This is a genomic window from Streptomyces vilmorinianum (genome assembly GCF_005517195.1).
Lineage (GTDB): Bacteria > Actinomycetota > Actinomycetes > Streptomycetales > Streptomycetaceae > Streptomyces > Streptomyces vilmorinianum.
Genome location: NZ_CP040244.1, coordinates 4,774,405 through 4,798,708, shown reverse-complemented (window position 1 = coordinate 4,798,708; position 24,304 = coordinate 4,774,405). Strand labels below are relative to the sequence as shown.

Genomic DNA, 24,304 nt, shown 5'->3' with positions numbered 1-24,304 from the left:
TGTCCTCTCTCGGGGAAAAGTTCAGCGGTATCGGTGCACAAGGGCTTTGCGGAGTGGATGAACCCCGCTACGGTCCTTGATGTGTACATGACGTGACAGAGGTATGAGACCAGCGTGACGGCGCACGCCGGTCCCCGGACACCCCGCACACCCGGCCCTACTCCGGAGGACACCCGTGCACAGAAAACGCCCCCGAGCCAGGAAGTCGCTCGCCCTCCTCGCCGTCGGACTCCTCGCCCTCGGCGCGCCGCCACAGGCCCTCGCGGCCGACCCGGACAGCACGACCACCACCACCACCAGGACGACGGCGGCCGGCACGACGGCAGCTACCGCGGCCGCCGAAGCATTCCAGCAGGTCACCCTCGCCAAGGGCGGCGAAGAAGTCGGCGAACCGATGTCCTTGGCCGTGCTCCCCGACCGCAGCGTCCTGCACACCTCCCGAGGCGGCGAACTACGCCGCACCGACGCCGCGGCCAACACCGAGGTCATCGGCACGATCCCCGTCTACTCCCACGACGAGGAAGGCCTCCAAGGCATCGGCCTCGACCCGGACTTCGCCCAGAACAAGGCCATCTACCTCTACTACGCCCCACCGCTCACCACCCCGACCGGCGACGCCCCGAGCGACGGCACCCCCGCCGACTTCGCCCCGTACGAAGGCGTCAACCGCCTCTCCCGCTTCACCCTGAAAGCCGACGGAACCCTCGACAACGCCAGCGAGAAGAAGGTCATCGACATCCCCGCCACCCGGGGCATCTGCTGCCACGTCGGCGGCGACATCGACTTCGACGCCCAGGGCAACCTCTACCTCTCGACCGGCGACGACTCCAACCCCTTCGCCTCCGACGGCTTCACCCCCATCGACGACCGCCCCGGCCGCAACCCCGCGTTCGACGCCCGCCGCACCTCCGGCAACACCAACGACCTCCGCGGCAAGATCCTCCGCATCAAGGTCGCCGACGACGGCACGTACACCATCCCCGACGGCAACCTCTTCGCCCCCGGCACCGACAAGACCCGCCCCGAGATCTACGCCATGGGCTTCCGCAACCCCTTCCGCTTCAGCGTCGACAAGGCGACCGGCGTCCTCTACGTCGGCGACTACGGCCCCGACGCCGGCGCCGCCGACCCCACGCGCGGACCCGCCGGCCAGGTCGAGTTCGCCCGCGTCACCAAGCCCGGCAACTTCGGCTGGCCCTTCTGCACCGGCAACAACGAGCCCTACGTCGACTACGACTTCGCCACCAGGATCTCGGGCGCGACCTTCGACTGCGGTGCGCTCAAGAACGACTCGCCGCACAACACCGGACTCGTCGACCTCCCGCCCGCCGAACCCGCCTGGATCCCCTACAACGGAGGCTCCGTACCCGAGTTCGGCACCGGATCCGAATCACCCATGGGCGGACCCGTCTACCGCTACGACGCCGCCTCCACCTCCCCGGTGAAGTTCCCGGAGTCGTACGACGGCGACTTCTTCGCCGGAGAATTCGGCCGACGCTGGATCAAGCGCATCGAGCAGAGCGCCGACGGCGCCGTCCAGTCCATCAACCCCGTGCCCTGGACCGGCACCCAGATCATGGACATGGCCTTCGGCCCCGACGGAGCCCTGTACGTCCTCGACTACGGCACCGCCTGGTTCGGCGGCGACCACAACTCCGGCCTCTACCGCATCGAGAACGCCACCGGCGGCCGCTCACCGGTCGCCGAGGCGAGCGCCACGAAGACCTCCGGCGTGGCACCCCTGAAGGTCGCCTTCTCCTCGGCAGGCACCACCGACGCCGACGGCGACACCCTCACCTACAGCTGGGACTTCGGTGACGGCGGCACCTCGACCGCCCCCCACCCCACGCACACCTACCGCACGAACGGCACGTACACCGCCACCGTGACGGCCAAGGACACCAGCGGCCGCACCGGCTCCGCCTCCGTCCGCGTCGTCGTCGGCAACACCGCACCCAGGATCACCCTCGAACTCCCCGCCGACGGCGCCCTGTTCACCTTCGGCGACGAGATCCCCTTCAAGGTGACGGTCACCGACCCGGAGGACGGCACGATCGACTGCGCCAAGGTCAAGGTCACCTACATCCTCGGCCACGACAGCCACGGCCACCCCGTCACCTCCGCCAACGGCTGCACCGGCACCATCAAGACCGACGCCGACGGCGGCCACGACGACGACGCCAACATCTTCGCCGTCCTCGACGCCGAGTACACCGACGGCGGAGGCGGCGGCCAGGCCCCGCTCACCAGCCATGACCAGGCCAAACTCCAGCCCCGCCACCGCCAGGCCGAACACTTCGACGCCCAGAGCGGCATCCGTACCTACGACAAGACCCAGGCACACGGCGGCAGGACCGTCGGCGACATCGACAACGGCGACTGGATCTCCTTCACGCCCTACAACCTCACCGGCTCCACCCGACTCACCGCACGCGTCTCCTCCGGCGGCGCCGGCGGCTTCCTCGAAATCCGCACCGGATCCCCCACCGGCACCCTGCTCGGCTCCTCACCCGTCCCCGTGACCGGCAGCTGGGAGACCTTCCAGGACATCGACGTACCCCTGCGCAACGTACCCCGCAGGACCACCCAGCTCTTCCTCGTCTTCAAGGGCGGCGCGGGCGCCCTCTACGACGTCGACGACTTCACCCTCTCCGCCGCCGCGGCCGCCCCCGACGCCAAACGCGTCCTCGTCTTCTCCCGCACCGCCGGATTCCGCCACGACTCGATCGGCACCGGCATCACCGCCCTCAAGGAACTCGGCGCCGACAGCGGCATCACCGTCGACGCGACCGAGGAACCACGCCAGTTCACCACCAGCAACCTCGCCCGCTACGACGCCGTCGTCTTCCTCTCCACCACCGGCGACGTCCTCGACCCCCAACAGCAGGCCGCCTTCGAGAACTACGTCTCCACCGGCGGCGGCTACATGGGCATCCACGCCGCCGCCGACACCGAGTACGACTGGGAGTTCTACGGCGGACTCGTAGGCGCCCACTTCGCCTCCCACCCCCAGATCCAGCCCGCGACCGTACGGGTCGAGGACGACGCCCACCCGGCGACCGCCCACATCGACGGCCCCTGGCAGCGGACCGACGAGTGGTACAACTACCGCACCAACCCCCGCGGCCAGGCCCGCATCCTCGCCACCCTCGACGAAACCACCTACCAGGGCGGCACCATGAAGGGCGACCACCCCATCGCCTGGTGCCAGACCTACGGCGGCGGCCGCTCCTTCTACACCGGCGGCGGCCACACCAAGGAGTCGTACACCGAACCCGCCTTCCGGCAACACCTGCTCGGCGGACTGCGCTACACCACCGGCCAGGTCGCCGCCGACTGCCGGCCCCAGACCGGCTACCGGACCCTCTTCAACGGCGAGACCCACGAAGGCTGGAAGCAGGCAGGCCCCGGCGGCTTCGACATCGCCGACCGCGAACTGCGCTCGGTCGGCGGCATGGGGATGCTCTGGTACCAGGCCAAGGAGTTCACCTCGTACTCGCTCACCCTGGACTGGAAGATGGCGGGCGACGACAACTCCGGGATCTTCGTGGGCTTCCCCGCCTCCGACGACCCCTGGTCCGCCGTGAACAACGGCTACGAGATCCAGATCGACGCCACCGACGCCGCCGACCGGACCACCGGAGCCGTCTACGGCTTCAAGTCCGCCGACCTGACGGCACGCGACGCGGTCCTGCGGCCACCCGGCCAGTGGAACACCTACGAGATCCGCGTACAGGGCGAACGGCTCCGGGTGTTCCTCAACGGGGTGAAGATCAACGACTTCACCAACACCGACCCGGCCCGCAGCCTCAAGGGCGGCCACATCGGCATCCAGAACCACGGAGCCGACGACCAGGTGTCCTTCCGCGACATCCAGCTCAAGGAGCTCCCCTCGACCCCATAGAGCTCCCGCTCAGCCGGCGGCGGGCGGGGAGGCGCCGTACCCCCCGCCCGCCGTCTCCACCGCACCCCAAAGACCCAGGGAGGCTGGCCATGCCACGCACACGAGTCGGAGTCTGGTTCATCGGCGCGCGAGGCTCCGTCGCCACCACCGCGATCGCCGGGTGCGCCGCGGTCACGGCAGGACTGCACCCGCCCACCGGCATGGTCACCGAGACCGAGCCCTTCGCCTCCGCGGGCCTCCCCGCACTGCCAGACCTGGCCTTCGGCGGACACGACACCGCCGCCTGCCCCCTGCCCAAACGCGCCGAGCGACTCACCGCCGCCGGCGTCCTGTCCCACGGCCTCGCCACAGCCGTCGCCACCGAACTGGCGGCCGCCGACGCGGAGATCCGCCCCGGCGGCCCCCTGCCCGGGGAGACCCGCGACGAGGAGGAACTGATCGCCGCCTTCGCCGCCGACCTGACGGACTTCCGGCGACGACTGGACCTGGAGCGGGTGATCGTCGTCAATGTGGCGACGACGGAGCCGGCGTCGGGGGGCGCCGGACTTCCGCCCAGCACGCTCTACGCGGCCGCGGCACTGCGCGCCGGCTGCCCCCACGTCAACTTCACCCCCTCGACCGGGCTGCGCCACCCCGCCCTCGCCACCACCGTCACGGCGAGCGGCCTGCCCCACGCCGGCCGGGACGGCAAGACCGGCCAGACGCTGCTGCGCTCCGTCCTCGCCCCGATGTTCCTCCAGCGGGCCCTGACCGTACGGGCCTGGTCCGGCACCAACCTCCTCGGCGGCGGCGACGGGGCGGCCCTCGCCGACCCGGCCGCCGCCGCGGCGAAGAACGCGGGCAAGGAACGGGTACTCGCCGAGATCTTCGGCCGGGCCCCGGAGGGCGAGGTCCACATCGACGACGTACCGGCGATGGGGGAGTGGAAGACCGCCTGGGACCACATCGCCTTCGACGGCTTCCTCGGCTCCCGCATGACACTGCAGACCACCTGGCAGGGCTGCGACTCCGCCCTGGCGGCCCCCCTCGTCCTGGACCTGGCCCGCCTGACCGCCCGAGCCCACGAGCGGGGCCTCACGGGCCCCCTGGAGGAGCTGGCCTTCTACTTCAAGGACCCGGACGGCGACACCGCCCCCGCGGGCCTGGCGGACCAGTACGCCCGCCTGATCGCGTTCGCGGCACGGCTGGGGGAGGGCCGGTGAGCGGGGAAACGCGTACGGGGACGCGGACGCGTACGGGTGGAGCCCAGACCGGGAGCGGCGTGGGCTCCGAAAGCGCGACGCGCACGGTGGGCGCGCGCCTGACCGCCTGGGCGGAACTGTTCCGCGTCTCGGCACTGTTCACCGTGCCGGGTGACGCCCTCGCGGGCGCGGCGGCCGCAGGCCTGCGCCCGAACCGGCGCACACTCCTCGCCATCGGCTCCTCCCTCTGCCTGTACGAGGCGGGCATGGCGCTCAACGACTGGGCCGACCGGGCCGAGGACGCCGTCGACCGCCCCCACCGCCCGATCCCCTCGGGCCGGATCTCCCCCCACGCGGCCCTCGCCGCCTCCGCGGCGCTCACAGCCGCCGGCCTCGGCCTCGCCGCCCGCGCGGGCCGCCCGGCGCTCGGCGTCGCCACCGCACTCGCGGCCACCGTCTGGTCCTACGACCTGCACGGGAAGCACACCCCGGCGGGGCCGGCGGCGATGGCGACGGCCCGCGCCCTGGACCTCCTCCTCGGTGCCACCGCCACGGGGGGCGGGTCCCCCTCCCCCCGCCCCCTCCCCTCCGCCGCCCTCCTGGCCGCCCACACCTACGCGGTCACCGCGGTCTCCCGCCACGAAGCCCACGGCGGCTCGACCCGCGCCCCGCTGCTGGCCCTGGCCACCACCCTCGCGGTGGCCGCGGCCGCAGGGGCCCGCCCGCCCGGCGCAACGGGCGCAGCCTCCATCCTCGCGGTGAGCCACGCGAGACGCTCGGCCCGGGGCTCCACCGAACGGGCGGCCCACCGGCGCCGGGGGCCGGCCGACGGCCCGACGGGCTCGCCCCTGGGCGCACCGCCCCGCGGTTCCGGGGCGCGTACCGCCACCACAGTGGGCCCCCTCCTCACCACCACGCTTGCCGCCGCCTACGCCCGCACCCCCGCCACGCCCCTCCTCCACGCGACCCTCAACCCGTCACCTCCTCTCACCCAGCGCTCCGTCGGCGCCGGCATCCGCGCACTGATTCCCCTCCAGGCCACCCTCGCCGCCCGAGCCGGCGCACCCGTCACCGCACTCGCGCTGCTCGGCCTCGCCCCGCTCGCCCGCGCTCTCGCCCGGAAGGTGAGCCCCACATGAGCCCCCGACCCCCCGCCGTGCGCCTCGGCTACGGCACCAACGGCCTCACCGACCTCCGGCTCGACGACGCCCTCGCCCTCCTCGCCGACCTCGGCTACGACGGCGTCGGCCTCACCCTCGACCACATGCACCTCGACCCCCTGGCGCCCGACCTCCCCGCCCGCACCGCCCGACTGGCCCGGCGCCTCGGAGCGCTCGGCCTCGGCGTCACCGTCGAGACCGGCGCCCGCTATGTCCTCGACCCGCGGCGCAAGCACGGCCCCTCTCTCCTCGACCCGGACCCCGACGCCCGTGCCACCCGCACGCGCCTCCTCCTGCGCGCCGTCCGCGTCGCCGCCGACCTCGGCGCCCACGCCGTCCACTGCTTCAGCGGCGTCACCCCCCAGGCCACCTCCGAATCCACCGCCTGGAAGCGCCTCACCGAATCCCTCACCCCCGTCCTCGAAGCCGCGGCCGCCGCCCGCGTCCCCCTCGCCATCGAACCCGAACCCGGTCACCTCCTCGCCACCCTCGACGACTTCCACACCCTCCGCGGCCTCCTCGGCGACCCGGACCCCCGCCACCTCGGCCTCACACTCGACATCGGGCACTGCCAGTGTCTGGAGTCCGCGCCGCCCGCCGACTGTGTCCGCGCCGCCGCCCCCTGGCTGCACCACGTCCAGATCGAGGACATGCGCAGGGGAGCCCACGAGCACCTCCCGTTCGGCGACGGGGACATCGACTTCCCACCCGTCCTCGCCGCCCTCAGCGCACTCACCGCCTCCGGATACCAGGGCCTGACAGTCGTCGAACTGCCCCGCCACTCCCACGCCGGCCCCGAACTCGCCCGTACCTCCCTCGCGTTCCTGCGGCGTCACCTCACCCCACGGGAGGCCGCGGCATGCTGACCGACTCCGCCCGCGCCTGGCTCGACGAGGCCCTCAGCGCCGCCGCCGCCCGCACCACCCTCTGGGAGCTGCGCTTCGCCTCCGCGGGCCGGCACTGCGGCCCGGAGCACGCCGACTCCGCCCGCGTCCTCCTCCTCAGGGCGGCCCGCGCCGACACGGACATCCTCACCCGCCTCTACCACCACGGCTCCGCCGCCGAACGCCGCGCCGTCCTCCTCTCCCTCCCCTCACTCCTCACCGGCCCACAGGCCCTGCCCCTCGTCGAGGACGCCCTGCGCACCCACGACACCACCCTGCTCTCCGCCGCCCTCGGCCCCTACGCCGCCGCCCATCTCGCCCCGCACGCCTGGCGCCACGCCGTCCTCAAGTGCCTCTTCACCGGGGTCCCCGTCGACACCGTCGCCGGCCTGGCCCAACGCGCCCGGGGTGACGGCGAACTCGCCCGGATGCTCGCCGACTACGCCGCCGAACGCACCGCCGCCGGCCGCACCGTCCCCGACGACCTGCACCGCGTCCTCGCCCTCACCACCCCCACGCAGGAGTCCTGATGCGCATCTTCGACCCCCACATCCACATGACCTCGCGCACCACGGACGACTACCAGGCGATGTACGACGCCGGAGTCCGCGCCTTGGTCGAACCCTCCTTCTGGCTCGGCCAGCCCCGCACGTCACCCGCCTCCTTCCTCGACTACTTCGACTCGCTCCTCGGCTGGGAACCCTTCCGGGCCGCCCAGTACGGCATCGCCCTCCACTGCACCCTCGCCCTCAACCCCAAAGAGGCCAACGACCCCCGCTGCACCCCCGTTCTCGACGCCCTTCCCCGCTACCTCGTCAAGGACCACGTCGTCGCCGTCGGGGAGATCGGCTTCGACTCCATGACCCCCGCCGAGGACACCGCCCTCGCCGCCCAGCTCCAGCTCGCCGCCGACCACGGCCTGCCCGCCCTCGTCCACACCCCGCACCGCGACAAACTCGCCGGGCTGCGCCGCACCCTCGACGTCCTACGCGAATCCGCGCTCGCCCCCGACCGCGTCCTCCTCGACCACCTCAACGAGACCACCGTCAAGGACGCCGCCGACAGCGGCGCCTGGCTCGGCTTCTCCCTCTACCCCGACACCAAGATGGACGAGGACCGCATGGTCGCCGTGCTCAAGGACCACGGCACCGAGCGCGTCCTGGTGAACTCGGCCGCCGACTGGGGCAAGAGCGATCCGCTCATGACCCGCAAGGCCGCCGACGCGATGCTCGCCGCCGGATTCTCCGCCGACGACGTCGACCAGGTGGTGTGGCGCAACCCCGTCGCCTTCTACGGCCTCAGCGGCCGCCTGCGGCTCGACCTCCCTTCGTCCGACACCTCCCATCAGGGCAACTCCATCCTCCGCGGCGGGGAATGAGGCAGGCCGCCCCCATGCGCTTCCGCCACCCCGACGGCTCCACCGTCCATCTCGCCTACTGCACCAACGTCCACCCCGCCGAGACCCTCGACGGCGTCCTCGCCCAGCTCCGCGACCACTGCGAACCCGTCCGCCGGCGTCTCGGCCGCGACCGTCTCGGCATCGGACTCTGGCTCGCCCGGGACGCCGCCCGCTCCCTGATGACCGACCTCGCCGCCCTTCGCGCGCTGCGCGCCGAGATCGACCGCCGCGGTCTCGAGGTCGTCACGCTCAACGGCTTCCCGTACGAGGGGTTCGGCGCCCAAGAGGTCAAGTACCGCGTCTACCAGCCGGACTGGACCCGCCCCGAGCGTCTCGCCCACACCACCGACCTGGCCCGTCTCCTGGCGGCCCTCCTTCCCGACGACATCACCGCCGGCTCCGTCTCCACGCTGCCGATCGCCTGGCGCACCCCCTTCGACGCCCGGGCCGCAGAGACCGCCCGCACCGCCCTGACCACCCTGGCCGAGCGCCTCGACGCCCTTGAGGAACTCACCGGCAAATCCGTCCGGATCGGACTCGAACCGGAACCCGGCTGCACGATCGAGACCACCACCGACGCGATCGCCCCGCTCGCCGCCGTATCAAGCCCCCGCATCGGCGTCTGCCTCGACACCTGCCATCTCGCCACCTCCTTCGAAGATCCGCACACCGCCCTGGACGCCCTCGGCTCCGCCGGCATCCCCGTGGTCAAGGCCCAGCTCTCCGCGGCCCTGCACGCCGAACACCCCCATCTCCCCGAGGTCCGCGCCGCGCTCGCCGCGTACGCCGAACCCCGCTTCCTCCACCAGACCCGCACGCGGACCGCCGCCGGACTGCGCGGCACCGACGACCTCCCCGAAGCCGTCGCGGGACGGTCCCTCCCCGACGGCGCCCCCTGGCGCGCCCACTTCCACGTCCCCCTGCACGCCCCGCCCGCGCCCCCGCTCACCTCCACCCTGCCCGTACTCCGGACCACCCTCGCGCTCCTCGTCGGCGGCCCCCATCCCCGCACGCACCACCTGGAGGTCGAGACCTACACCTGGCAGGCGCTCCCGGCCGACCGGCGCCCCCGCACCCGCGCCCGCCTCGCCGACGGCATCGCCGCCGAACTCACCCTGGCCCGCGACCTGTTGACCGATCTTGGCCTCAAGGAACTCCCATGACCGGCCCCCGCAGCGACAACCCACCCACCCCCCTTCTCGTCCTCGACGTCGTCGGTCTCACCCCACGCCTCCTGGCCCACATGCCCCACCTGCGGGCCCTCGGCACAGCGGGCTCGCAAGCCCCCCTCTCCACCGTGCTGCCGGCCGTCACCTGCACCGCCCAGTCCACCTTCCTCACCGGAACGCTCCCCTCCGAACACGGCATCGTCGCCAACGGTTGGTACTTCCGCGACCTCGGCGAGGTCCTCCTCTGGCGCCAGCACAACGGCCTCGTCTCCGGCGACAAACTCTGGGACGCCGCCCGCCGCGCCCACCCCGGCTACACCGTGGCCAACATCTGCTGGTGGTACGCCATGGGCGCCGACACCGACATCACCGTCACCCCCCGTCCCGTCTACTACGCCGACGGACGCAAGGAACCCGACTGCTACACCCGGCCCCCGGCCCTCCACGACGAACTCACCGAGAAACTCGGCACCTTCCCCCTCTTCCACTTCTGGGGTCCGGGCGCCGACCTGGTCTCCAGCCGCTGGATCATCGACGCCACCCGCCACATCCTGCGCACCCGCCGCCCCGACCTCGCCCTCGCCTACGTCCCGCACCTCGACTACGACCTCCAGCGGTACGGCCCCGACGACCCGCGCTCCGCGCGCGCCGCAGCCGACCTCGATGCCGCCCTCGCCCCCCTCCTCGACGACGCCCGCACCGAAGGACGAACGGTCGTCGCCCTCTCCGAGTACGGCATCACCCGGGTGAACCGGCCCGTCGACATCAACCGCGCCCTGCGCCGAGCCGGCCTCCTGGAGGTCCACACCCAGGACGGCATGGAGTACCTGGACCCGATGACCTCCCGCGCCTTCGCGGTCGCCGACCACCAGATCGCCCACGTCTACGTGCGACGCCCCGAAGACCTCGACACCGTCCGCGAGACCCTCGCCGCACTGCCCGGCATCGAGCGGCTCCTCGACGACGAGGGCAAGAAGGAGCACGGCCTCGACCACCCCCGCTCCGGGGAACTCGTCGCCCTCGCCGAACCCGACGCATGGTTCACGTACTACTACTGGCTCGACGACGCGAAGGCCCCGGACTTCGCCCAGCTCGTCGAGATCCACCGAAAACCCGGCTACGACCCCGTCGAGCTGTTCATGGACCCGCTCGACCCGTACATACGGATCAAGGCGGCGAAGGCGATCGCCCGCAAGAAGCTCGGTATGCGCTACCGGCCGGCGGTCGTACCCCTCGACCCCTCACCTATTCGCGGCAGCCATGGCCGCCTCCCCACGAGCGATGACGACGACAACAGTCCGCTCATTCTGTGCTCCGCCCCCCGCGCTGTGAGCGGCCGCGTAGCGGCCACCGATGTGAAGTCCCTCTTGCTTCGACTGGCCGGTCTTCACTGACCGGACTCCAGTGAAGCAGACCCCACCGACAACGAGGAGTTATCCACAGATGAGCCGCACCCACCGCACCCACCGGACCTCCCGTACTCCCGCCGACCCCGAACTCGTCCACAGGCTCAGCAGACGCGGCATGCTCGGCGTCGCCGCCGGAACCACCGCCGCGGCCCTCCTCGGCGCGACCGCCCCGACCGCCGCCGCAGCCGACACCCCCGAGGCAGCCACCGACCCCGCCACCCAAGGCAACGGCAACGGCAACGGCAACGGCAACGGCCGCCCCGTCCTGCCGCCCGGCCGCCTCGGCATCCAGCTCTACTCCCTGCGCGACAAGGTCGCCACGCTCGGCTTCGCCACCGTCTTCGCCGAGCTGAAGAAGTACGGCTACGACGAGATCGAGTTCGCCGGCTACGGCCAGGGCTCCGCGGGCCCGATCACCCTCGCCGAGCTCAAGCAGCTCACCCGTGACCACGGCCTGCGCGGAATCGGCAGCCACGTCGGCTACTACTCCTCCGACGCCAAGGCGTACACCTTCGCCCAGAACCTCACCCAGGTCCTCGACGACGCCCAGGCCCTCGGCCTCCCGCACATCGGCACCGCCTCGGGCCCCTGGCGCTACGGCGCCACCGTCGACGGCTGGAAGCGCTGCGCCGAGGAGTTCAACCGGTACGGCGCCGAGGCGAAGAAGCGCGGCATGAAGTTCTACCAGCACAACCACGCCGAGGAGTTCTCCTTCGCCACCGATCGCCCGGACGTGCGTCTCTACGACGTCCTGCTCGCCGAGACCGACCCCGCACTCGTCCACCTCGAAATGGACGTCTACTGGGCGTACGTCGCCCAGTTCCGCTTCTCCCGCCGCGCCGACGGCACCCCCGCTCCCTTCGACCCGCTCGGCTACGTCCTCGACCAGCCCCACCGCTATCCGCTCTTCCACGTGAAGGACGGCGAACGCGACGAATCCGTCCGCGACGGCTACCGCATGGCGGACGTCGGGGACGGAGACATCGACTACGGACGCTTCATCTCGGCGGTCAACCGCACCCAGCAGGGATACCGCTCCCACCACTGGCAGGCCGAACGCGACAACCCGGTGGAGTCGTTCGACTTCGCCCGCAAGTCCAGCGCGCACCTCCACTCCCTGCGCGAGAAGGACTGCTGACCCCGGGCACCCCTCCCCCTCACCCGTCCCGGCTGATCGGCCGCGGGTTCGCCGCAACCTGGCGGGCCCGGGGCCGTCCCGACGGATGCACCCGGCACCCGCCCCGTCACCCGATCCCCTGACGGTCCGCCTCCAGCGCGAAGGCGCGGTCGGCAGCCTCCTGCGCCGTACGCTCCACCAGCTGCACCAGGAGCGTGCGGTGCCGGACCAGCGGCCCGCGCCGCTCCTCCGGCGCCAACGACAGCAGATCGTCGAGCCCGGCCAGCATCCGCCGCGACACCTGGGGGGTCCCCGCCGCGCAGCCCCGGATCTCGGTGAACCCCAGGTCCACCAGATTCGGCCACCCCGGCACGTCCTGGACCAGCCGGACCGCGCCCTTGCCGTCGCGATGGTGGACGGCCCCCAGGGGGCGGTGCGCCAGCTCCGCCAGCAGCTGTGTGATCCGGTCCAGACACTGCACGGCGGTCGTCGGGTCGTTGACCGCGGGGGAGAGCGCCCGCAGGGCGATGTCCGCGAGCTGCCGCAGCCCGAAGCCGAGGTCCTGGTGGAAGGTCCGCTCGATCCCGACGGAGATGGCCGCCCCCACCCGGCGGGGCACCTGCCCTCCGTGCACGGCGAGGACCGGCGTGCCCGGCACCACGAAGTCCCCGATCCGCGGCAGCAGCCGCAGCACGACGCCGTGGCGCTGGGCGGCCCGCACGAGCAGCGCGACATTCACATCCCGCAGCACCCCGGCGCGCCCCCGGTGCACCACGTACGCGGTCGGATCCCCGAGGTCGCCGACCTCACCCTCGTGCCGCGGCTGATTCGCCAGCACACCGAACGCCTCGCGCGCGATGTGGTCCACCACGTGCCCCACGCGCATCAGCCGCAGCGTCGTGTTCACGTACGCCACGAAGAGCAGCAGGCTCAGCCCCACCATCACCAGCGTCAGGATCGACTGCACCAGCGGCACGGTCGAGACGTACCGGGGATCGGTCTCGCTGTCGTACGAGGTGAGGACGAGCAGCGACAACAGGAACGTGGAGAGGAAGACGGAGAAGGTCGCCTTGGTGATCCGGCTGCGGATGAAGATCCGCACCACGCGGGGGCTGAACTGCCCGCTCGCCATCTGCACCGCGACCAGCGAGATGGAGAAGACGACACCGATGAACGTCATCATCGCCGAGCTGATCGTCGTCACGATCGTCTTGGCGTCCTCGACGATCCCGATCAGGTCGGTGACCGCGCCGTACTCCCGCTCGTCCTGCAGATACTCGATGATGGCCTCGTCCACGAGGGCCGCCATCGTCCACAACACGAACACGGCGATCAGCGCCGTGATCGGCGCGAACCAGAAGGTGTCCCGCAGATGCTCCCGCAGCGGAGACAGCATCCGGGGCCTGCGGTACTCGGAGAGGTAACTCACCCCGCGCAGGCTAGGCGCCCGAACCGCCCGAAGCGGGGCGACGCCCCGCACACGCCTGCCGCCGCTCCCTCCACTGCGCGTACAGGTACGACGACACTCCGTAGACCTGCCCGGTCCACAGGGACTGGATCAAGGACTTCAAGGCCACCGCACGTCACTGACCACGGGAAACGTGGGTGAAAGGCACCTCGAACCCCTGGTAGAGTTATCCATGTCGCCGCGGGGAACGCCCCGGAGCGACACAACACCTGGTCCGGGTGGCGGAATGGCAGACGCGCTAGCTTGAGGTGCTAGTGCCCTTTATCGGGCGTGGGGGTTCAAGTCCCCCCTCGGACACAAAGATCGACGTATCAAGTGCTGGTCGGGTAACCCGGCCAGCACTTTGCGTTATGGCCAGCTAGAGTGCGAGTGATCGACCGGCGGCCAGGGGTGGGGTTCGGGATGGAAGCGCGCGAGACGACCTTTCAGCGTCTGATCCAGGGGGACAACCAGTTCCAGATCCCCCTCTTCCAACGCACGTACAGTTGGGACGCCGTCGATCACCAGCGCCTGTGGGACGACCTGTTCGAGCAGGCGACGGTGTGCGCGGGCGGTGACTCGGAGGAGGCCGCCGGGCACTTTCTGGGGCCGCTGGTCCTCGACCCGATCCCCCCACTGCCCGACACGGTGCAGCGCTGGACCGTCATCGACGGGCAGCAACGGCTGACCACGCTCATGCTCCTCGCCTGCGCGCTGCGCGACCACGTGCGCGGCTTCGACACGGGCAAGGCGGACCTCATCCATCGCCGGTATCTCGTCAACGAAGAGGACTACAGCGGCCTCGACGCCTACCGGCTGCTTCCGACCCAGGCGGACCGGCCCGCGTACCTCGCGTGCGTGGACGCGGACCCCACCGCGGGCGGGGACGACAGCATCGGTGCCGCCTACCGCTTCTTCCGTTCCGCGCTGGCCGAACACGACCCGGTCGGCGAGTGGGACGCCGTCCGCCACATCGACCAGGCGCTGCGCCACCGGCTGACGCTGGTGACCATCACCTCCGGGCCGCGGGACAACGTCTTCCGGATCTTCGAGTCGCTCAACAACACCGGCAAGCCCCTCAGCCAGGCCGACCTGCTGCGCAACTACGTCTTCATGCAGCTGCCGCGCCTGGGCGAGCAGGTGTACGACAAGGTGTGGCTGCCCATGCAGACCGAGCTGGGCGCCCACCGGCTGACCACCCTCGCCTGGCTGGACCTGGTGCTTCACGGGCAGACGAGGGCGACCAGCAGCGAGGTGTACCAGGGCCAGCAGCGCAGGATGGCCAAGATCGTGGAGAAGGCGGGCGAAGAGGGGCTGCGCGACGATCTCGTACGGCTCCGGCGTCTCGGCCGTCTCCTGCTGCGTGTCTTCGAGCACCGGCGGGAGCCCGACGCAGAGCTCCGAGCCGTACTCGAACGGCTCACGGAGTGGGGTGGCGAGGCCCACTATCCGCCCGCTCTCCACATTCTCGATCAGGTGGAGCGAGGAGAGGCCTCGGCCGACGAGGCGCTCCTGGCGCTGAGGCACGTGGAGAGTTTCCTCGTCCGCCGCATGATCTGCCGCGAGCCCTCCCACAGCGTCCGCCAGATCCTGGCCGCCCTGCCGGCCGCCCTGGAGCGGGACCGGCCGCTGTCGGAGGCCGTGCACCGCTATCTGTCAGGACCGCGCCGGGGCTGGCCACGCGACGAGGAGCTCCGCGAGGCCATCCGCACCCAGCCGTTCTACTGGCAGGGGAGCAGTCGGCACCGCTCCTTCGTCCTCAGACGGTTCGAGGAGAGCTATGCCGCGCCCGAGCCCGTGGACTTCTCACGTGCGTGGGCGACCATCGAACACGTCATGCCCCAGCGCGCCGGCCAGGAGTGGCTCGACATGCTCAGGGAGGACGCCGTGGACGGCGAGCGGCCCGAGGAACTGCACGACGCGCTGGTGCACACCCTGGGCAACCTGACGCTGACCGGGGAGAACGGACGGCTGTCCAACCACCCGTTCGAGCGCAAGCAGCAGATCCTGGATCAGAGCGCCCTGCGCATGAACCGGGAGATCGCAGCGGCGGAGCGCTGGGGAAGGACGGAGATCCTCGGCCGTGCGGAGCAGCTGGCCGACCGCGCGGTACGGATCTGGTCCGCGCCGCTGCCGGCCGACGCGGCCCACTCCGACGAGCGCTCCGAGTGGCTGCGGCTGCGCAAGGTGCTCGCCTCGCTGCCCGCGGGCAGCTGGACCACGTACAAGGATCTCGCGGCGGCCACGGGCGCGGGGATCCCGCAGACGGTCGGGGCCTATCTGGCCAAGCACGCGGACGTCCCCAACGCGCATCGTGTCCTGCGGGCGGACGGCACGTCGTCACCGGACTTCAGCTGGTTCGACGGGCGCACCGAGTCACAGCGAGAGGCGCTCGAGCGCGAGGGCGTCCGCTTCGTCGGAGCCGCGGCCGACAAGGCCCAGCGGGTGGGCGCGACGGGCCTCGCCGCCATGGTCGAGCCCGGGCTGACCCTCGCGTCGGACACGAAGGAAGGGAAGGGCGCGAAGGACGCGAAAGGCGCGACAGCGCGACCCGAGGTCTCCGGTGAACGGCACGACAACTTCAGGGCGTTGCTGCGCCGGCACCGACCCGACCTCGCCGACGGGGTGGTGGGGCTGCTGGAGCGGTGGGAGGCCGCAGGCGGCTGGCTCTGGTACGGGGCGGCCGAGGAGACGAGTTGTGCGCCGATGCTCCGTCAAGGGCCGGGCCCTCAGGGTGCCGTCTGGCCGGTCGTCTTCTATCCGCGCTCGGGAAGCGTCGAAGTCGTCTTCGCCTACCTGGCCAAGCGGGAACCGTTCACGAGGCCGCTGCTCCTGGCCGAGCTGCGTGACCGGCTGAACGCCATTCCTGGTGTGAACCTGGCGGTGCCCGACGCCGAACTGGTCGGGCGACGCCCGAGTTTCCCTCTGACGGTGCTTCGTGGCGAGGGCCTCGACCGCTTCGCCGAGGTCCTGGAGTGGTTCCGCCAGCAGAGTCAGTGATCAGGGCTGCTTCCGCGCCAGCACCAGCCTGCACCTCGGGCTCCCGTCCTCCCGGCACCCCAGGGACTCGATCGCCGTCAGCTCCACCTCGAACCCGGCGTTCTCCAGCCGGGCCCGCACGTCCGCGAGCCGGAACGTGCGGTAGTACATGACGAAGCGTGGTCGCCACACCGCGTTCCGTACGCGCATCGCCGCGTCGAAGCCCAGCAGGGTCCAGTACGGGAGCGAGCCCACGCGCGGTGGGGCCGGGAGCGGGAAGGCGAGGAGGCCGCCCGGGCGGAGGGACCGGTGGGTCTGGGTGAAGAGGGATTGTTGATCGGACGGGAGGAAGTGGCCGAAGGCGCCGAAGCTGACCGCCAGGTCGAAGGTGGGGGCGAAGGGGAGGGCCAGGGCGTCCGCGCGGATCAGGGTGGCCGTGGGGTGGGCGTGGCGGGCCTGGGTCAGCATGTTCGTACTGAAGTCGACGCCCGTGACCCGGCCCGTGCACAGGGAGCGCAGGACGGAGAGGCCGGCGCCCGTGCCGCAGCACAGGTCGAGGCCCGTGTCGAAGGGGCCGAGCGGGCGCAGTGTGTCCGTCACCGCCGACAGGAGGCGGTCCGGGGTGCGGAAGGGGGTCTCGTCGAACTTCGTCGCCAGCAGGTCGTAGCCGTGCTCCACCGAGGAGAGGGCCTGCACGGCCAGCTCACGGACGGTCGGGCCCTGAGGGGTGAACATGCTCCGACAGTACGCCGCCACCGCGCGTGCGCAGGACGGGCCAGGACGGCGCGATCCCCGTCAGCTGGCAGGTCAGCAGATAGAGCGGGATCGGCGGGGTGTACGGAGAGGTCCCGTCCGGGTGGTGGATCAGGCGGGGGCGGCGGTCGGGGATCTCCGTGCCGGGGGCGTAGCAGGCCGGCATCGGCCAGGTCAGGTCCAGGTCCGAGCCGGCCGGGACCAGCCACCACCACCAGTCGGTGTCCGCGTAGACACAGCCCTTGGCGGGCAGACGGGACAGGATCCGGAAGCCGTAGCGCGCCGGCACGCCGACCGCGTCGCAGCCCAGGGCGGTACGGAAGCCAGGCGGGACGACCAGGCGGGTCGAGCCGGTCTCCGTGGTCCTGCGCGATCTCAGCGTCAGGAGGGTCGCCATCGACCTCAGCACGGCTCCCCCATGCCGTGGGCCAGCTCCGCCCAGACGACCCGCGCCGTTCCATGACCCGTACGGTCCGCTCCCCACGCGCTGCACAGACCGTCCACGAGAATGAGTCCGCGGCCGCGCTCCTCCTCGCCGCAGTCGCGGATCCGCGGGTCGGCCGCGCCGCCCTCGTCCCGTACGGCTATGCGCAACTGCTCTTCCCCCTCGCGCAGTTCGCACACGACATGGCTGCTCGCGGTGTGCACGATCGCGTTGGTGACCAGTTCGGAGACGATGAGCGTCACCGTGTCGCGTATCTCCGGATCGCAGCCCCAGAGTATGAGCCGCTCCTCCGCCAGCCTGCGGGCGCGCGACACCGATGACGTGCGGGCCGGGAGTTCGAAGGCGAACCGGCGGACGTCGGGGCGAGGAGGGCGAGGAGGGCGAGGAGGGCGAGGAGGGCGAGGAGTGGAGTGGCCGGTGCCTGGGCGCTGGGTCATGACGCGGGGGCTCATGAGATCTGAGGGGAGCGCGTTACCAGAAGCCACGACCGGTCCTCACAACAGTGGGTAAGCAGTGCCGTACGTCGCCCCCGAGGCGGCGCGCGACAGCAGCGCGTACTGGTTCACCGGAATACTTTGCTCCCGACGGGGACACTTGGCAAGTGGCACTCTGAAAATTGCAGAGTGCTGTGTTCTCTCTGGCTGTGTTCATGGCACACTCGGTCCGGTCCATACAGCGCGTCGGGGAGGTCTTCAGAGTGAGCGAGCCGCGGTCCGCCCCCACGGTGGGACAGGTCGTTCTCGGCAAGCGTCTGCAGGATCTGCGCGAGCGGGCCGGACTGAAGCGGGAGGAGGCCGCCAAGGTCCTCCGGGTCGCTCCGGCCACCATCCGTCGCATGGAGACCGCGGAAGTCGCGCTGAAGATCCCGTACGTACAGCTCCTGCTGAAGGCGTACGGCGTCACCGACTCCGAGGCGGAGGGGTTCATCGCCCTCGCCGAGGAGGCGAACCTGCCCGGCTGGTGGCAGCGCTTCCACGACGTGCTGCCCGGCTGGTTCTCCATGTACGTCAGCCTGGAGGGGGCGGCCAGCCTCATCCGGGCCTACGAACCCCAGTTCATCCCCGGTCTGCTGCAGACCGAGGAGTACGCCCTCGCCATTCTGCGCAGCGGGGCGGTCGGCGGCGGCAACGCCGAGGACATCGAACGCCATGTGGCCCTGCGGATGGAGCGGCAGTCCCTGCTGACCAAGGACGACGCGCCGAAGTTCTGGGTGATCATGGACGAGACGGTCCTGCGCCGGCCGGTCGGCGACGGGCCCGAAGTGATGCGAGCCCAGCTCGACCGGTTGCTCGAGGCATCCGAGCTGCCGAACGTCACCCTGCAGATCGCGGAGTTCGCGTCCGGCCATCACCCCGGCACCTACGGACCGTTCGTCCTCTTCCGCTTCGCCGTGCCCGAACTCCCGGACATGGTCTACAGCGAGTACCTGACCGGGGCCGTCTATCTCGACGCGCGCCCGGAGGTGGCCTCACACCTCGAGGTGATGGACCGCATGGCGGCCCAGGCCGCGACTGCACAACGCACGAAGGAGATTCTCCGGAATGTCCGCAAGGAGCTGTGAATGGATCGCATTTACAACGGCATGCCCGCCGCGGATCTCGGTGCCGAGGGATGGCACAAGCCGTGGAGCGGCGGGAACGGGGGCAACTGCGTGGAGGCCATGAAGCTGGCCGACGGCAGAGTCGCCGTGCGACAGTCCGCAGACCCTGAAGGGCCGGCCCTCATCTACACCCACGGTGAGATCGCCGCGTTCATCCAAGGAGCGAAATCCGGTCAGGCAGACTTTCTGCTCACCTGACCTCTTCCGTCACACCCCTACCGTCACGTAACTCTTGCTGCATTACCCGTCGTTCTCTCTGTTCACCAGGAGTGCCGCTGATGACCCAGGAACCCGCAGCCGTACGCATCGACACCAGCAAGCCGCATCCCGCGCGGATGTACGACTGGTTCCTGGGCGGCAAGGACAACTACCCGGTCGACGAGGAGATGGCCCGGCAGCTGCTCACCGTCGACGCCCGCGGCCGGGAGATGGCCCTGGTCAACCGGGCCTTCATGCACCGGGCCATCCGCTGGCTCAGCGCCCACGGGGTCCGTCAGTACCTGGACATCGGCACGGGCATCCCGACCGAGCCCAACCTGCACCAGATCGCCCAGGAGAACGCGCCCGCGTCGCGGATCGTCTACTGCGACAACGACCCGATCGTCCTCGCGCACGCGGCCGCCCTGCTGCGCTCGACGCCCGAAGGGGCGACCGAGTACATCCAGGCGGACGCCCGCGACCCCGAGATCATCCTCGAAAGGGCCGGAAAGGTCCTTGATTTCGACCAGCCCATCGCCCTGTCGATGCTCGCCCTGCTGCACTTCGTCGGGGACGAGGACGGGGCGTACGACCTGGTCGGCAAGCTCGTCGAGAAGCTCGCGCCGGGCAGCTACCTCGTCCTGTCGCATGTCACCGGGGACTTCGACCCGGAGGGCGCCGCGAAGGCCGTCGGCATGTACAAGGCCCGCGGGCTGACCCTGCGGCCGCGCTCGCGCGACGAGCTGGCCGCGTTCTTCGACGGGATGGAGTTCGTCGAGCCCGGAGTCTCGCTCACCGCCGAGTGGCACCCGGAGCTGGGCGAGGCCGTCCCGGTCCAGGGCGACGACCCGATCCCCGGATGGGCCGGCGTCGCCCGCAAGCTCTGACGGACTCCACGCGGACCGGTACGGACGAAGGCCCGCAGCCCCCGGAGGGCTGCGGGCCTCTCTCCGTCAGTGCCGCGGCTCGACCAGCGTCACCAGGAACGACTTCGCCGCGCCCACATTGCCCGCCGCGTCGATCGTGCGGTACTCCACCGTGTGCGTGCCGTAGTCCGGCGTCGCGTCGTCCCACGGGACCGCCCGGCTCCTGCCCAGCTTGCCGTAGACGAGATCGTCGATCACGGTGCCGCTCGGCGAGAAGCGGAACGGCGCCCCGGCGTCCGTCGGCCAGCCGTAGTACGTGTACCAGCCGTCGCCGTCCACCCGGAACTGGCTGACCGCGGCGCCCTGTTGGTCGTCACGCCCCGTCAGTCGCATCGTGAACTCACCGTCGTAGACGTACTCGACGGGGCTGCCGGGCCGGTTCACCGTGCGCAGCGGCTCGGACAGCTCGTACGACGTCGTCGCCGGACGGGCGTCCACCGTCCACCTCAACTCGGCCTCGGTGCCCGGGATCCGGGCCGTCAGCGTGTGCGTCCCGGGAGTGAGCCGCAGCGCACGCAGGTCCAGGTCACGGTCGTTGCCCGGGTTGTCGACCGTCCGGCCGTCGAGCCGCCACCGGACGGCGAGCGTACGCCGCGTCGGGTGGGTGGTGTCGGCGTGGACCACCGTCTGCGCGCCGACCGGTGACGCCGTCGGGGTGTGGCCCGTGAAGGCCGCCTCGATCTCGTCCTCGGGCGTGGTCAGCGCGCGGTTCACCGTCCAGCTCACCGTACGGGTGAGGGCCGCCGAGCCGCGTACCGCCGGATCGCGGACGAACGGGGTCGGGTCGCTCACCGTCGCCGTCAGGGTGTGGGCGCCGGGGGAGAGGGACACGGCGCGCAGGTCGATCGTCCGTGCGTTGCCGGCGCCGATCGTCCGGCCGTCGAGCCGCCACGTCACGTCGAGTTCACCGCCGAGCGGGTGCAGGGTGTCCACCCACACCGTGCGATCCGCCCCGATCGGCGCCGAGTTGGGCGTATGTCCCTGCACGAGGTTCACCTTGGCCGAGATCGCCCGCACCATCACCTCGCGCTCCACCTGGTCGAAGGCGTAGCCGAGCGTCTTCATGATCGAGTGCTTGCTCGGCCGCCAGACGCCCTTGGTGCTGTAGAGCCCGCCCTCGAAGCGGCCGATGACACCGCCCGCCTCGCTCCTCTCGCCCAGCCAGCGCCACCACTTGGCGCGCTGCTCCCGCATCCGCTCCTCGGTCAGCAGGGTGTGGTGCGCCGACGACGGCTCCGGCCCCGTGTACGCACCACCCGCGACGCCCCGCGCGTAGTAGTCGTACTCGTCCTGCAGCCCGCCCAGCGAGTGGCCTATCTCGTGCGGGGTGATCAGCGAGGAGAGCGCGTTTCCGCCGGACGCCGTTGCGTAACTGCCGCCCGCTCCGCCGTAGGTGTCGCTGTTGGCCAGGGCCAGGATCTGACGGTTGGCGCCGCTCGTCCCGGGGACGAGATCGGCCAGCGCGCCGGCGAGCCGGCTGTCGACGGTGAGCAGCCGCTGCACGCTGTTCGGGTTGCAGCCGCCCCAGAAGCCCATGCCGAGCGCGGTGTCGCGCAGCGGGGCGTCGAGACCCGGGTCGCAGTCCACCCCGGACTCGGGCGAAGGGACCTCCACCGCCCAGACGTTGATGTACGAGCGGTACGAGGCGAACGGCTCGATGCTCCACAGGACGCTCAGGTGCTTCTCGACGTCGGCGCGGAACGCCGGCATCTCCTCGGCGGTGTAACCGTCGCCCATGACCACCAGGTTGAAGCGCTTGTCGGCGGGGCCCGTGGTCTGGACGGGGACGACGGTCGCCGGGGAGGCGGGAGCCGGGGACTCGGCGAGCGCCGGTCCGGCGCCCACCAGACCGGCGGTGAGCAGACAGCCCACGGTGAGACGGGCCATCGCTCTTCGAAGACGTATGCCAGGTGAGGTCATGGGGCGCGAGCGTATGCCGCGCCCCGAGGGGCGTAAAGATGTTCGCCGGACAGTCGTTTCAGCGCCGCAGATAGGACAGTTCGGCGTGCTCTGCCGTGTAGCCCTCGACCAGCCGGCGGGCCACCGACACCGAGTCGACCAGCGGATGCAGCGCGAACGCCTTCACCGCCGTCGCCCGCGATCCGCTCTCCGCCGCCGCGAGCACCTCGCGCTCGACCGCCTTGACCGCCGTCACCAGGCCGACCGCGTGGTACGGCAGCGGTGCCACGGACACCGGATGGGCGCCGGCCGCGTCGACGAAGCACGGCACCTCGATCACCGCGTCCGCGTCGAGCACCGAAAGCGTCGTGCCGTTACGGACGTTGAGGATCAGCGTGGCCCGCTCGTTGCGCGCGATCGCCCGCATGAGCGCCAGGGCCACCTTCTCGTACCCGCCCGACTCCAGATCCTCCTCGTCGCGCTCGCCGATCCCGGCGGCCTCCCGGTTGGCGGCCATGTACGTCGCCTCCCGGTCGGCGAGCGTACGGTGCCAGGTGTCCAGCGCGGACGTGTCCGGCTTGCCCATCTCCGCGTAGAACCCGGCCTGTTGGTCGCGGAGGTAGGCGCCGCGGGTCCGCTCGGCCTCCTGGTAGGCGCGCACGGCCTCACGGTTGAAGTAGTAGTAGTGCAGATACTCGTTGGGGATCGCGCCCAGCGAGCGCAGCCACTCGGGGCCGAAGAGCCTGCCCTCCTCGAAGGAGCCGAGCGCCTGCTCGTCCGCGAGGAGTCGCGGCAGCTCGTCGCGGCCGCCGACGCGCAGGCCGCGCAGCCAGCCGAGGTGGTTGAGGCCGACGTAGTCGATCCACGCCTCGTCCGGGCGCGCGCCGAGGACCCGGGCGACCCGGCGGCCGAGCCCGACGGGGGAGTCGCAGATGCCGACGACCCGGTCGCCCAGCACCCGGGACATGGCCTCGGTGACCAGACCGGCCGGATTGGTGAAGTTGATGACCCAGGCGTCCGGGGCGAGTTCGGCGATCCGCCGGGCGATGTGCACGGCGACCGGCACCGTCCGCAGCCCGTACGCGATCCCGCCCGCGCCGACCGTCTCCTGGCCGAGGACCCCCTCGGCGAGCGCGATCCGCTCGTCCGCCGCCCGGCCCTCCAGACCGCCGACCCGGATCGCCGAGAAGACGAAGTCCGCCCCGCGCAGCGCCTCGTCCAGATCCGTCGTCGCCGTCACCGCCGGCGCGTCCGGCACCCCCGCGCCCTGCTCGGCGAGGACCCGGGCGATCGCCGAGAGCCGTCCGCCGTCGAGGTCGTGGAGCGTCACCTGGGTGACCCGCCCCTCGGCGTGGTCGCCGAGCAGGGCGCCGTACACGAGCGGGACCCGGAATCCGCCGCCTCCGAGAATCGTCAGTTTCATGGTCGTACGCTACTGCGATGCACGTACTGAGCAGCCGGATTCTGCTCCGGCCGGCCGATCCCGAGCGTTCCCGGCGCTTCTACGGCGACACCCTCGGGCTCGCGGTGTACCGCGAGTTCGGCACCGGCCCGGCGCGGGGCACCGTCTATTTCCTGGGCGGCGGCTTCCTGGAGGTCTCCGGGCGCGCCCCCGCCTCCGCGCCGCCGCCCGGGCTGCGGCTCTGGCTCCAGGTGGCGGACGTGCGGGCGGTCCACGAGGAGCTCCTCGGCGCGGCCGTCGAGATCCTGCGGGAGCCGGTGACCGAGCCCTGGGGCCTGGTCGAGATGTGGATCGCGGACCCCGACGGCGTCGAGATCGTCGTCGTCGAGGTCCCCGAGGAGCATCCGTTGCGCTACCGCCCCTGAGGCACGG

20 protein-coding genes and 1 tRNA gene are annotated in these 24,304 nt (G+C 71.4%); 15 read left to right on the top strand and 6 right to left on the bottom strand.

The window, feature by feature from the left end:
* Window positions 1-175 precede the first annotated feature (175 nt).
* The 9 genes from FDM97_RS22440 to FDM97_RS22400 all read left to right on the top strand — a co-directional run bounded on the left by FDM97_RS22440 (window position 176) and on the right by FDM97_RS22400 (window position 12,244).
* Window positions 176-3,904, top strand: a complete 3,729-nt coding sequence (locus FDM97_RS22440; RefSeq protein WP_137992300.1) for a ThuA domain-containing protein — start codon at window positions 176-178, stop codon at window positions 3,902-3,904.
* 89 nt (window positions 3,905-3,993) lie between these two features.
* Window positions 3,994-5,106 carry an inositol-3-phosphate synthase gene (locus FDM97_RS22435; RefSeq protein WP_137992299.1) on the top strand — a complete coding sequence of 371 codons (1,113 nt, stop codon included), beginning with the start codon at window positions 3,994-3,996 and terminating at the stop codon, window positions 5,104-5,106.
* Window positions 5,103-6,224 (top strand): SCO3242 family prenyltransferase, encoded by a 1,122-nt coding sequence (locus tag FDM97_RS22430; protein ID WP_432816236.1) that lies wholly within the window; start codon window positions 5,103-5,105, stop codon window positions 6,222-6,224. The genes FDM97_RS22435 and FDM97_RS22430 overlap by 4 nt, the downstream gene beginning before the upstream one ends.
* Entirely contained in the window at window positions 6,221-7,111 is an 891-nt protein-coding gene (locus FDM97_RS22425; RefSeq protein WP_137992298.1) for a sugar phosphate isomerase/epimerase family protein, read from the top strand. Before FDM97_RS22430 ends, FDM97_RS22425 begins: the two co-directional genes overlap by 4 nt.
* Complete coding sequence (locus FDM97_RS22420) at window positions 7,105-7,659, top strand: EboA domain-containing protein (RefSeq protein WP_137992297.1); 555 nt, start codon at window positions 7,105-7,107, stop codon at window positions 7,657-7,659. The genes FDM97_RS22425 and FDM97_RS22420 overlap by 7 nt, the downstream gene beginning before the upstream one ends.
* A complete protein-coding gene (locus FDM97_RS22415; protein WP_137992296.1) occupies window positions 7,659-8,507 on the top strand; it encodes a TatD family hydrolase in 849 nt (282 codons plus the stop codon). Before FDM97_RS22420 ends, FDM97_RS22415 begins: the two co-directional genes overlap by 1 nt.
* Before the next feature lie 14 nt (window positions 8,508-8,521).
* A complete protein-coding gene (gene eboE / locus FDM97_RS22410; protein ID WP_137994964.1) occupies window positions 8,522-9,691 on the top strand; it encodes a metabolite traffic protein EboE in 1,170 nt (389 codons plus the stop codon).
* Entirely contained in the window at window positions 9,688-11,091 is a 1,404-nt protein-coding gene (locus tag FDM97_RS22405) for a nucleotide pyrophosphatase/phosphodiesterase family protein (protein WP_137992295.1), read from the top strand. Before eboE ends, FDM97_RS22405 begins: the two co-directional genes overlap by 4 nt.
* Window positions 11,092-11,140: 49 nt before the next feature.
* A complete protein-coding gene (locus tag FDM97_RS22400) occupies window positions 11,141-12,244 on the top strand; it encodes a sugar phosphate isomerase/epimerase family protein (protein ID WP_137992294.1) in 1,104 nt (367 codons plus the stop codon).
* Between the two features lie 106 nt (window positions 12,245-12,350).
* Here the strand turns inward: FDM97_RS22400 and FDM97_RS22395 are convergent, their stop codons facing one another.
* Complete coding sequence (locus FDM97_RS22395) at window positions 12,351-13,619, bottom strand: DUF2254 domain-containing protein (RefSeq protein WP_137994963.1); 1,269 nt, start codon at window positions 13,617-13,619, stop codon at window positions 12,351-12,353.
* A gap of 284 nt (window positions 13,620-13,903) precedes the next feature.
* Here FDM97_RS22395 and FDM97_RS22390 point away from each other — a divergent pair.
* Window positions 13,904-13,988, top strand: a tRNA-Leu gene (locus FDM97_RS22390).
* Between the two features lie 105 nt (window positions 13,989-14,093).
* A complete protein-coding gene (locus FDM97_RS22385; RefSeq protein WP_137992293.1) occupies window positions 14,094-16,670 on the top strand; it encodes a GmrSD restriction endonuclease domain-containing protein in 2,577 nt (858 codons plus the stop codon).
* Here FDM97_RS22385 and FDM97_RS22380 read toward each other — a convergent pair whose 3' ends face one another.
* The 3 genes from FDM97_RS22380 to FDM97_RS22370 are packed head-to-tail and all read right to left on the bottom strand — an operon-like array spanning window position 16,671 to window position 18,284.
* Window positions 16,671-17,384, bottom strand: a complete 714-nt coding sequence (locus tag FDM97_RS22380; RefSeq protein WP_137992292.1) for a class I SAM-dependent methyltransferase — start codon at window positions 17,382-17,384, stop codon at window positions 16,671-16,673.
* Window positions 17,353-17,799 (bottom strand): hypothetical protein, encoded by a 447-nt coding sequence (locus FDM97_RS22375; RefSeq protein WP_137992291.1) that lies wholly within the window; start codon window positions 17,797-17,799, stop codon window positions 17,353-17,355. Before FDM97_RS22375 ends, FDM97_RS22380 begins: the two co-directional genes overlap by 32 nt.
* Before the next feature lie 5 nt (window positions 17,800-17,804).
* A complete protein-coding gene (locus FDM97_RS22370) occupies window positions 17,805-18,284 on the bottom strand; it encodes an ATP-binding protein (protein ID WP_137992290.1) in 480 nt (159 codons plus the stop codon).
* A gap of 260 nt (window positions 18,285-18,544) precedes the next feature.
* Here FDM97_RS22370 and FDM97_RS22365 point away from each other — a divergent pair, with 260 nt between their 5' ends.
* From FDM97_RS22365 to FDM97_RS22355, 3 genes are all read left to right on the top strand, one after another.
* Entirely contained in the window at window positions 18,545-19,408 is an 864-nt protein-coding gene (locus FDM97_RS22365; RefSeq protein WP_137992289.1) for a helix-turn-helix domain-containing protein, read from the top strand.
* Window positions 19,409-19,645: a DUF397 domain-containing protein gene (locus tag FDM97_RS22360; RefSeq protein WP_137992288.1), complete on the top strand. Its 237-nt coding sequence runs from the start codon at window positions 19,409-19,411 to the stop codon at window positions 19,643-19,645.
* A gap of 80 nt (window positions 19,646-19,725) precedes the next feature.
* Window positions 19,726-20,532 carry an SAM-dependent methyltransferase gene (locus FDM97_RS22355; RefSeq protein WP_432816235.1) on the top strand — a complete coding sequence of 269 codons (807 nt, stop codon included), beginning with the start codon at window positions 19,726-19,728 and terminating at the stop codon, window positions 20,530-20,532.
* Window positions 20,533-20,598: 66 nt separating this feature from the next.
* Here FDM97_RS22355 and FDM97_RS22350 read toward each other — a convergent pair whose 3' ends face one another.
* Window positions 20,599-22,458, bottom strand: coding sequence for a M64 family metallopeptidase (locus FDM97_RS22350; RefSeq protein WP_254705720.1), 1,860 nt, complete (start codon window positions 22,456-22,458; stop codon window positions 20,599-20,601).
* A 91-nt stretch (window positions 22,459-22,549) separates the two neighbouring features.
* Window positions 22,550-23,893: a 6-phospho-beta-glucosidase gene (locus FDM97_RS22345; protein ID WP_137992286.1), complete on the bottom strand. Its 1,344-nt coding sequence runs from the start codon at window positions 23,891-23,893 to the stop codon at window positions 22,550-22,552.
* A 17-nt stretch (window positions 23,894-23,910) separates the two neighbouring features.
* Between FDM97_RS22345 and FDM97_RS22340 the strand changes: the two genes are divergently transcribed.
* The gene (locus FDM97_RS22340; RefSeq protein ID WP_137992285.1) at window positions 23,911-24,297 is read left to right on the top strand and encodes a VOC family protein; all 387 of its coding nucleotides are present in this window, start codon (window positions 23,911-23,913) and stop codon (window positions 24,295-24,297) included.
* The last annotated feature ends 7 nt before the right edge of the window (window positions 24,298-24,304 follow it).

Coding starts and splice junctions, on each gene's coding strand:
- FDM97_RS22435 (WP_137992299.1), top strand. CDS start 3,994: ATGCCACGCACACGAGTCGGAGTCTGGTTCATCGGCGCGCGAGGCTCC.
- FDM97_RS22370 (WP_137992290.1), bottom strand. CDS start 18,284: ATGACCCAGCGCCCAGGCACCGGCCACTCCACTCCTCGCCCTCCTCGC.
- eboE (WP_137994964.1), top strand. CDS start 8,522: ATGCGCTTCCGCCACCCCGACGGCTCCACCGTCCATCTCGCCTACTGC.
- FDM97_RS22345 (WP_137992286.1), bottom strand. CDS start 23,893: ATGAAACTGACGATTCTCGGAGGCGGCGGATTCCGGGTCCCGCTCGTG.
- FDM97_RS22360 (WP_137992288.1), top strand. CDS start 19,409: ATGGATCGCATTTACAACGGCATGCCCGCCGCGGATCTCGGTGCCGAG.
- FDM97_RS22395 (WP_137994963.1), bottom strand. CDS start 13,619: ATGCTGTCTCCGCTGCGGGAGCATCTGCGGGACACCTTCTGGTTCGCG.
- FDM97_RS22400 (WP_137992294.1), top strand. CDS start 11,141: ATGAGCCGCACCCACCGCACCCACCGGACCTCCCGTACTCCCGCCGAC.
- FDM97_RS22385 (WP_137992293.1), top strand. CDS start 14,094: ATGGAAGCGCGCGAGACGACCTTTCAGCGTCTGATCCAGGGGGACAAC.
- FDM97_RS22380 (WP_137992292.1), bottom strand. CDS start 17,384: ATGTTCACCCCTCAGGGCCCGACCGTCCGTGAGCTGGCCGTGCAGGCC.
- FDM97_RS22425 (WP_137992298.1), top strand. CDS start 6,221: ATGAGCCCCCGACCCCCCGCCGTGCGCCTCGGCTACGGCACCAACGGC.
- FDM97_RS22350 (WP_254705720.1), bottom strand. CDS start 22,458: ATGGCCCGTCTCACCGTGGGCTGTCTGCTCACCGCCGGTCTGGTGGGC.
- FDM97_RS22405 (WP_137992295.1), top strand. CDS start 9,688: ATGACCGGCCCCCGCAGCGACAACCCACCCACCCCCCTTCTCGTCCTC.
- FDM97_RS22355 (WP_432816235.1), top strand. CDS start 19,726: ATGACCCAGGAACCCGCAGCCGTACGCATCGACACCAGCAAGCCGCAT.
- FDM97_RS22415 (WP_137992296.1), top strand. CDS start 7,659: ATGCGCATCTTCGACCCCCACATCCACATGACCTCGCGCACCACGGAC.
- FDM97_RS22420 (WP_137992297.1), top strand. CDS start 7,105: ATGCTGACCGACTCCGCCCGCGCCTGGCTCGACGAGGCCCTCAGCGCC.
- FDM97_RS22375 (WP_137992291.1), bottom strand. CDS start 17,799: ATGGCGACCCTCCTGACGCTGAGATCGCGCAGGACCACGGAGACCGGC.
- FDM97_RS22340 (WP_137992285.1), top strand. CDS start 23,911: ATGCACGTACTGAGCAGCCGGATTCTGCTCCGGCCGGCCGATCCCGAG.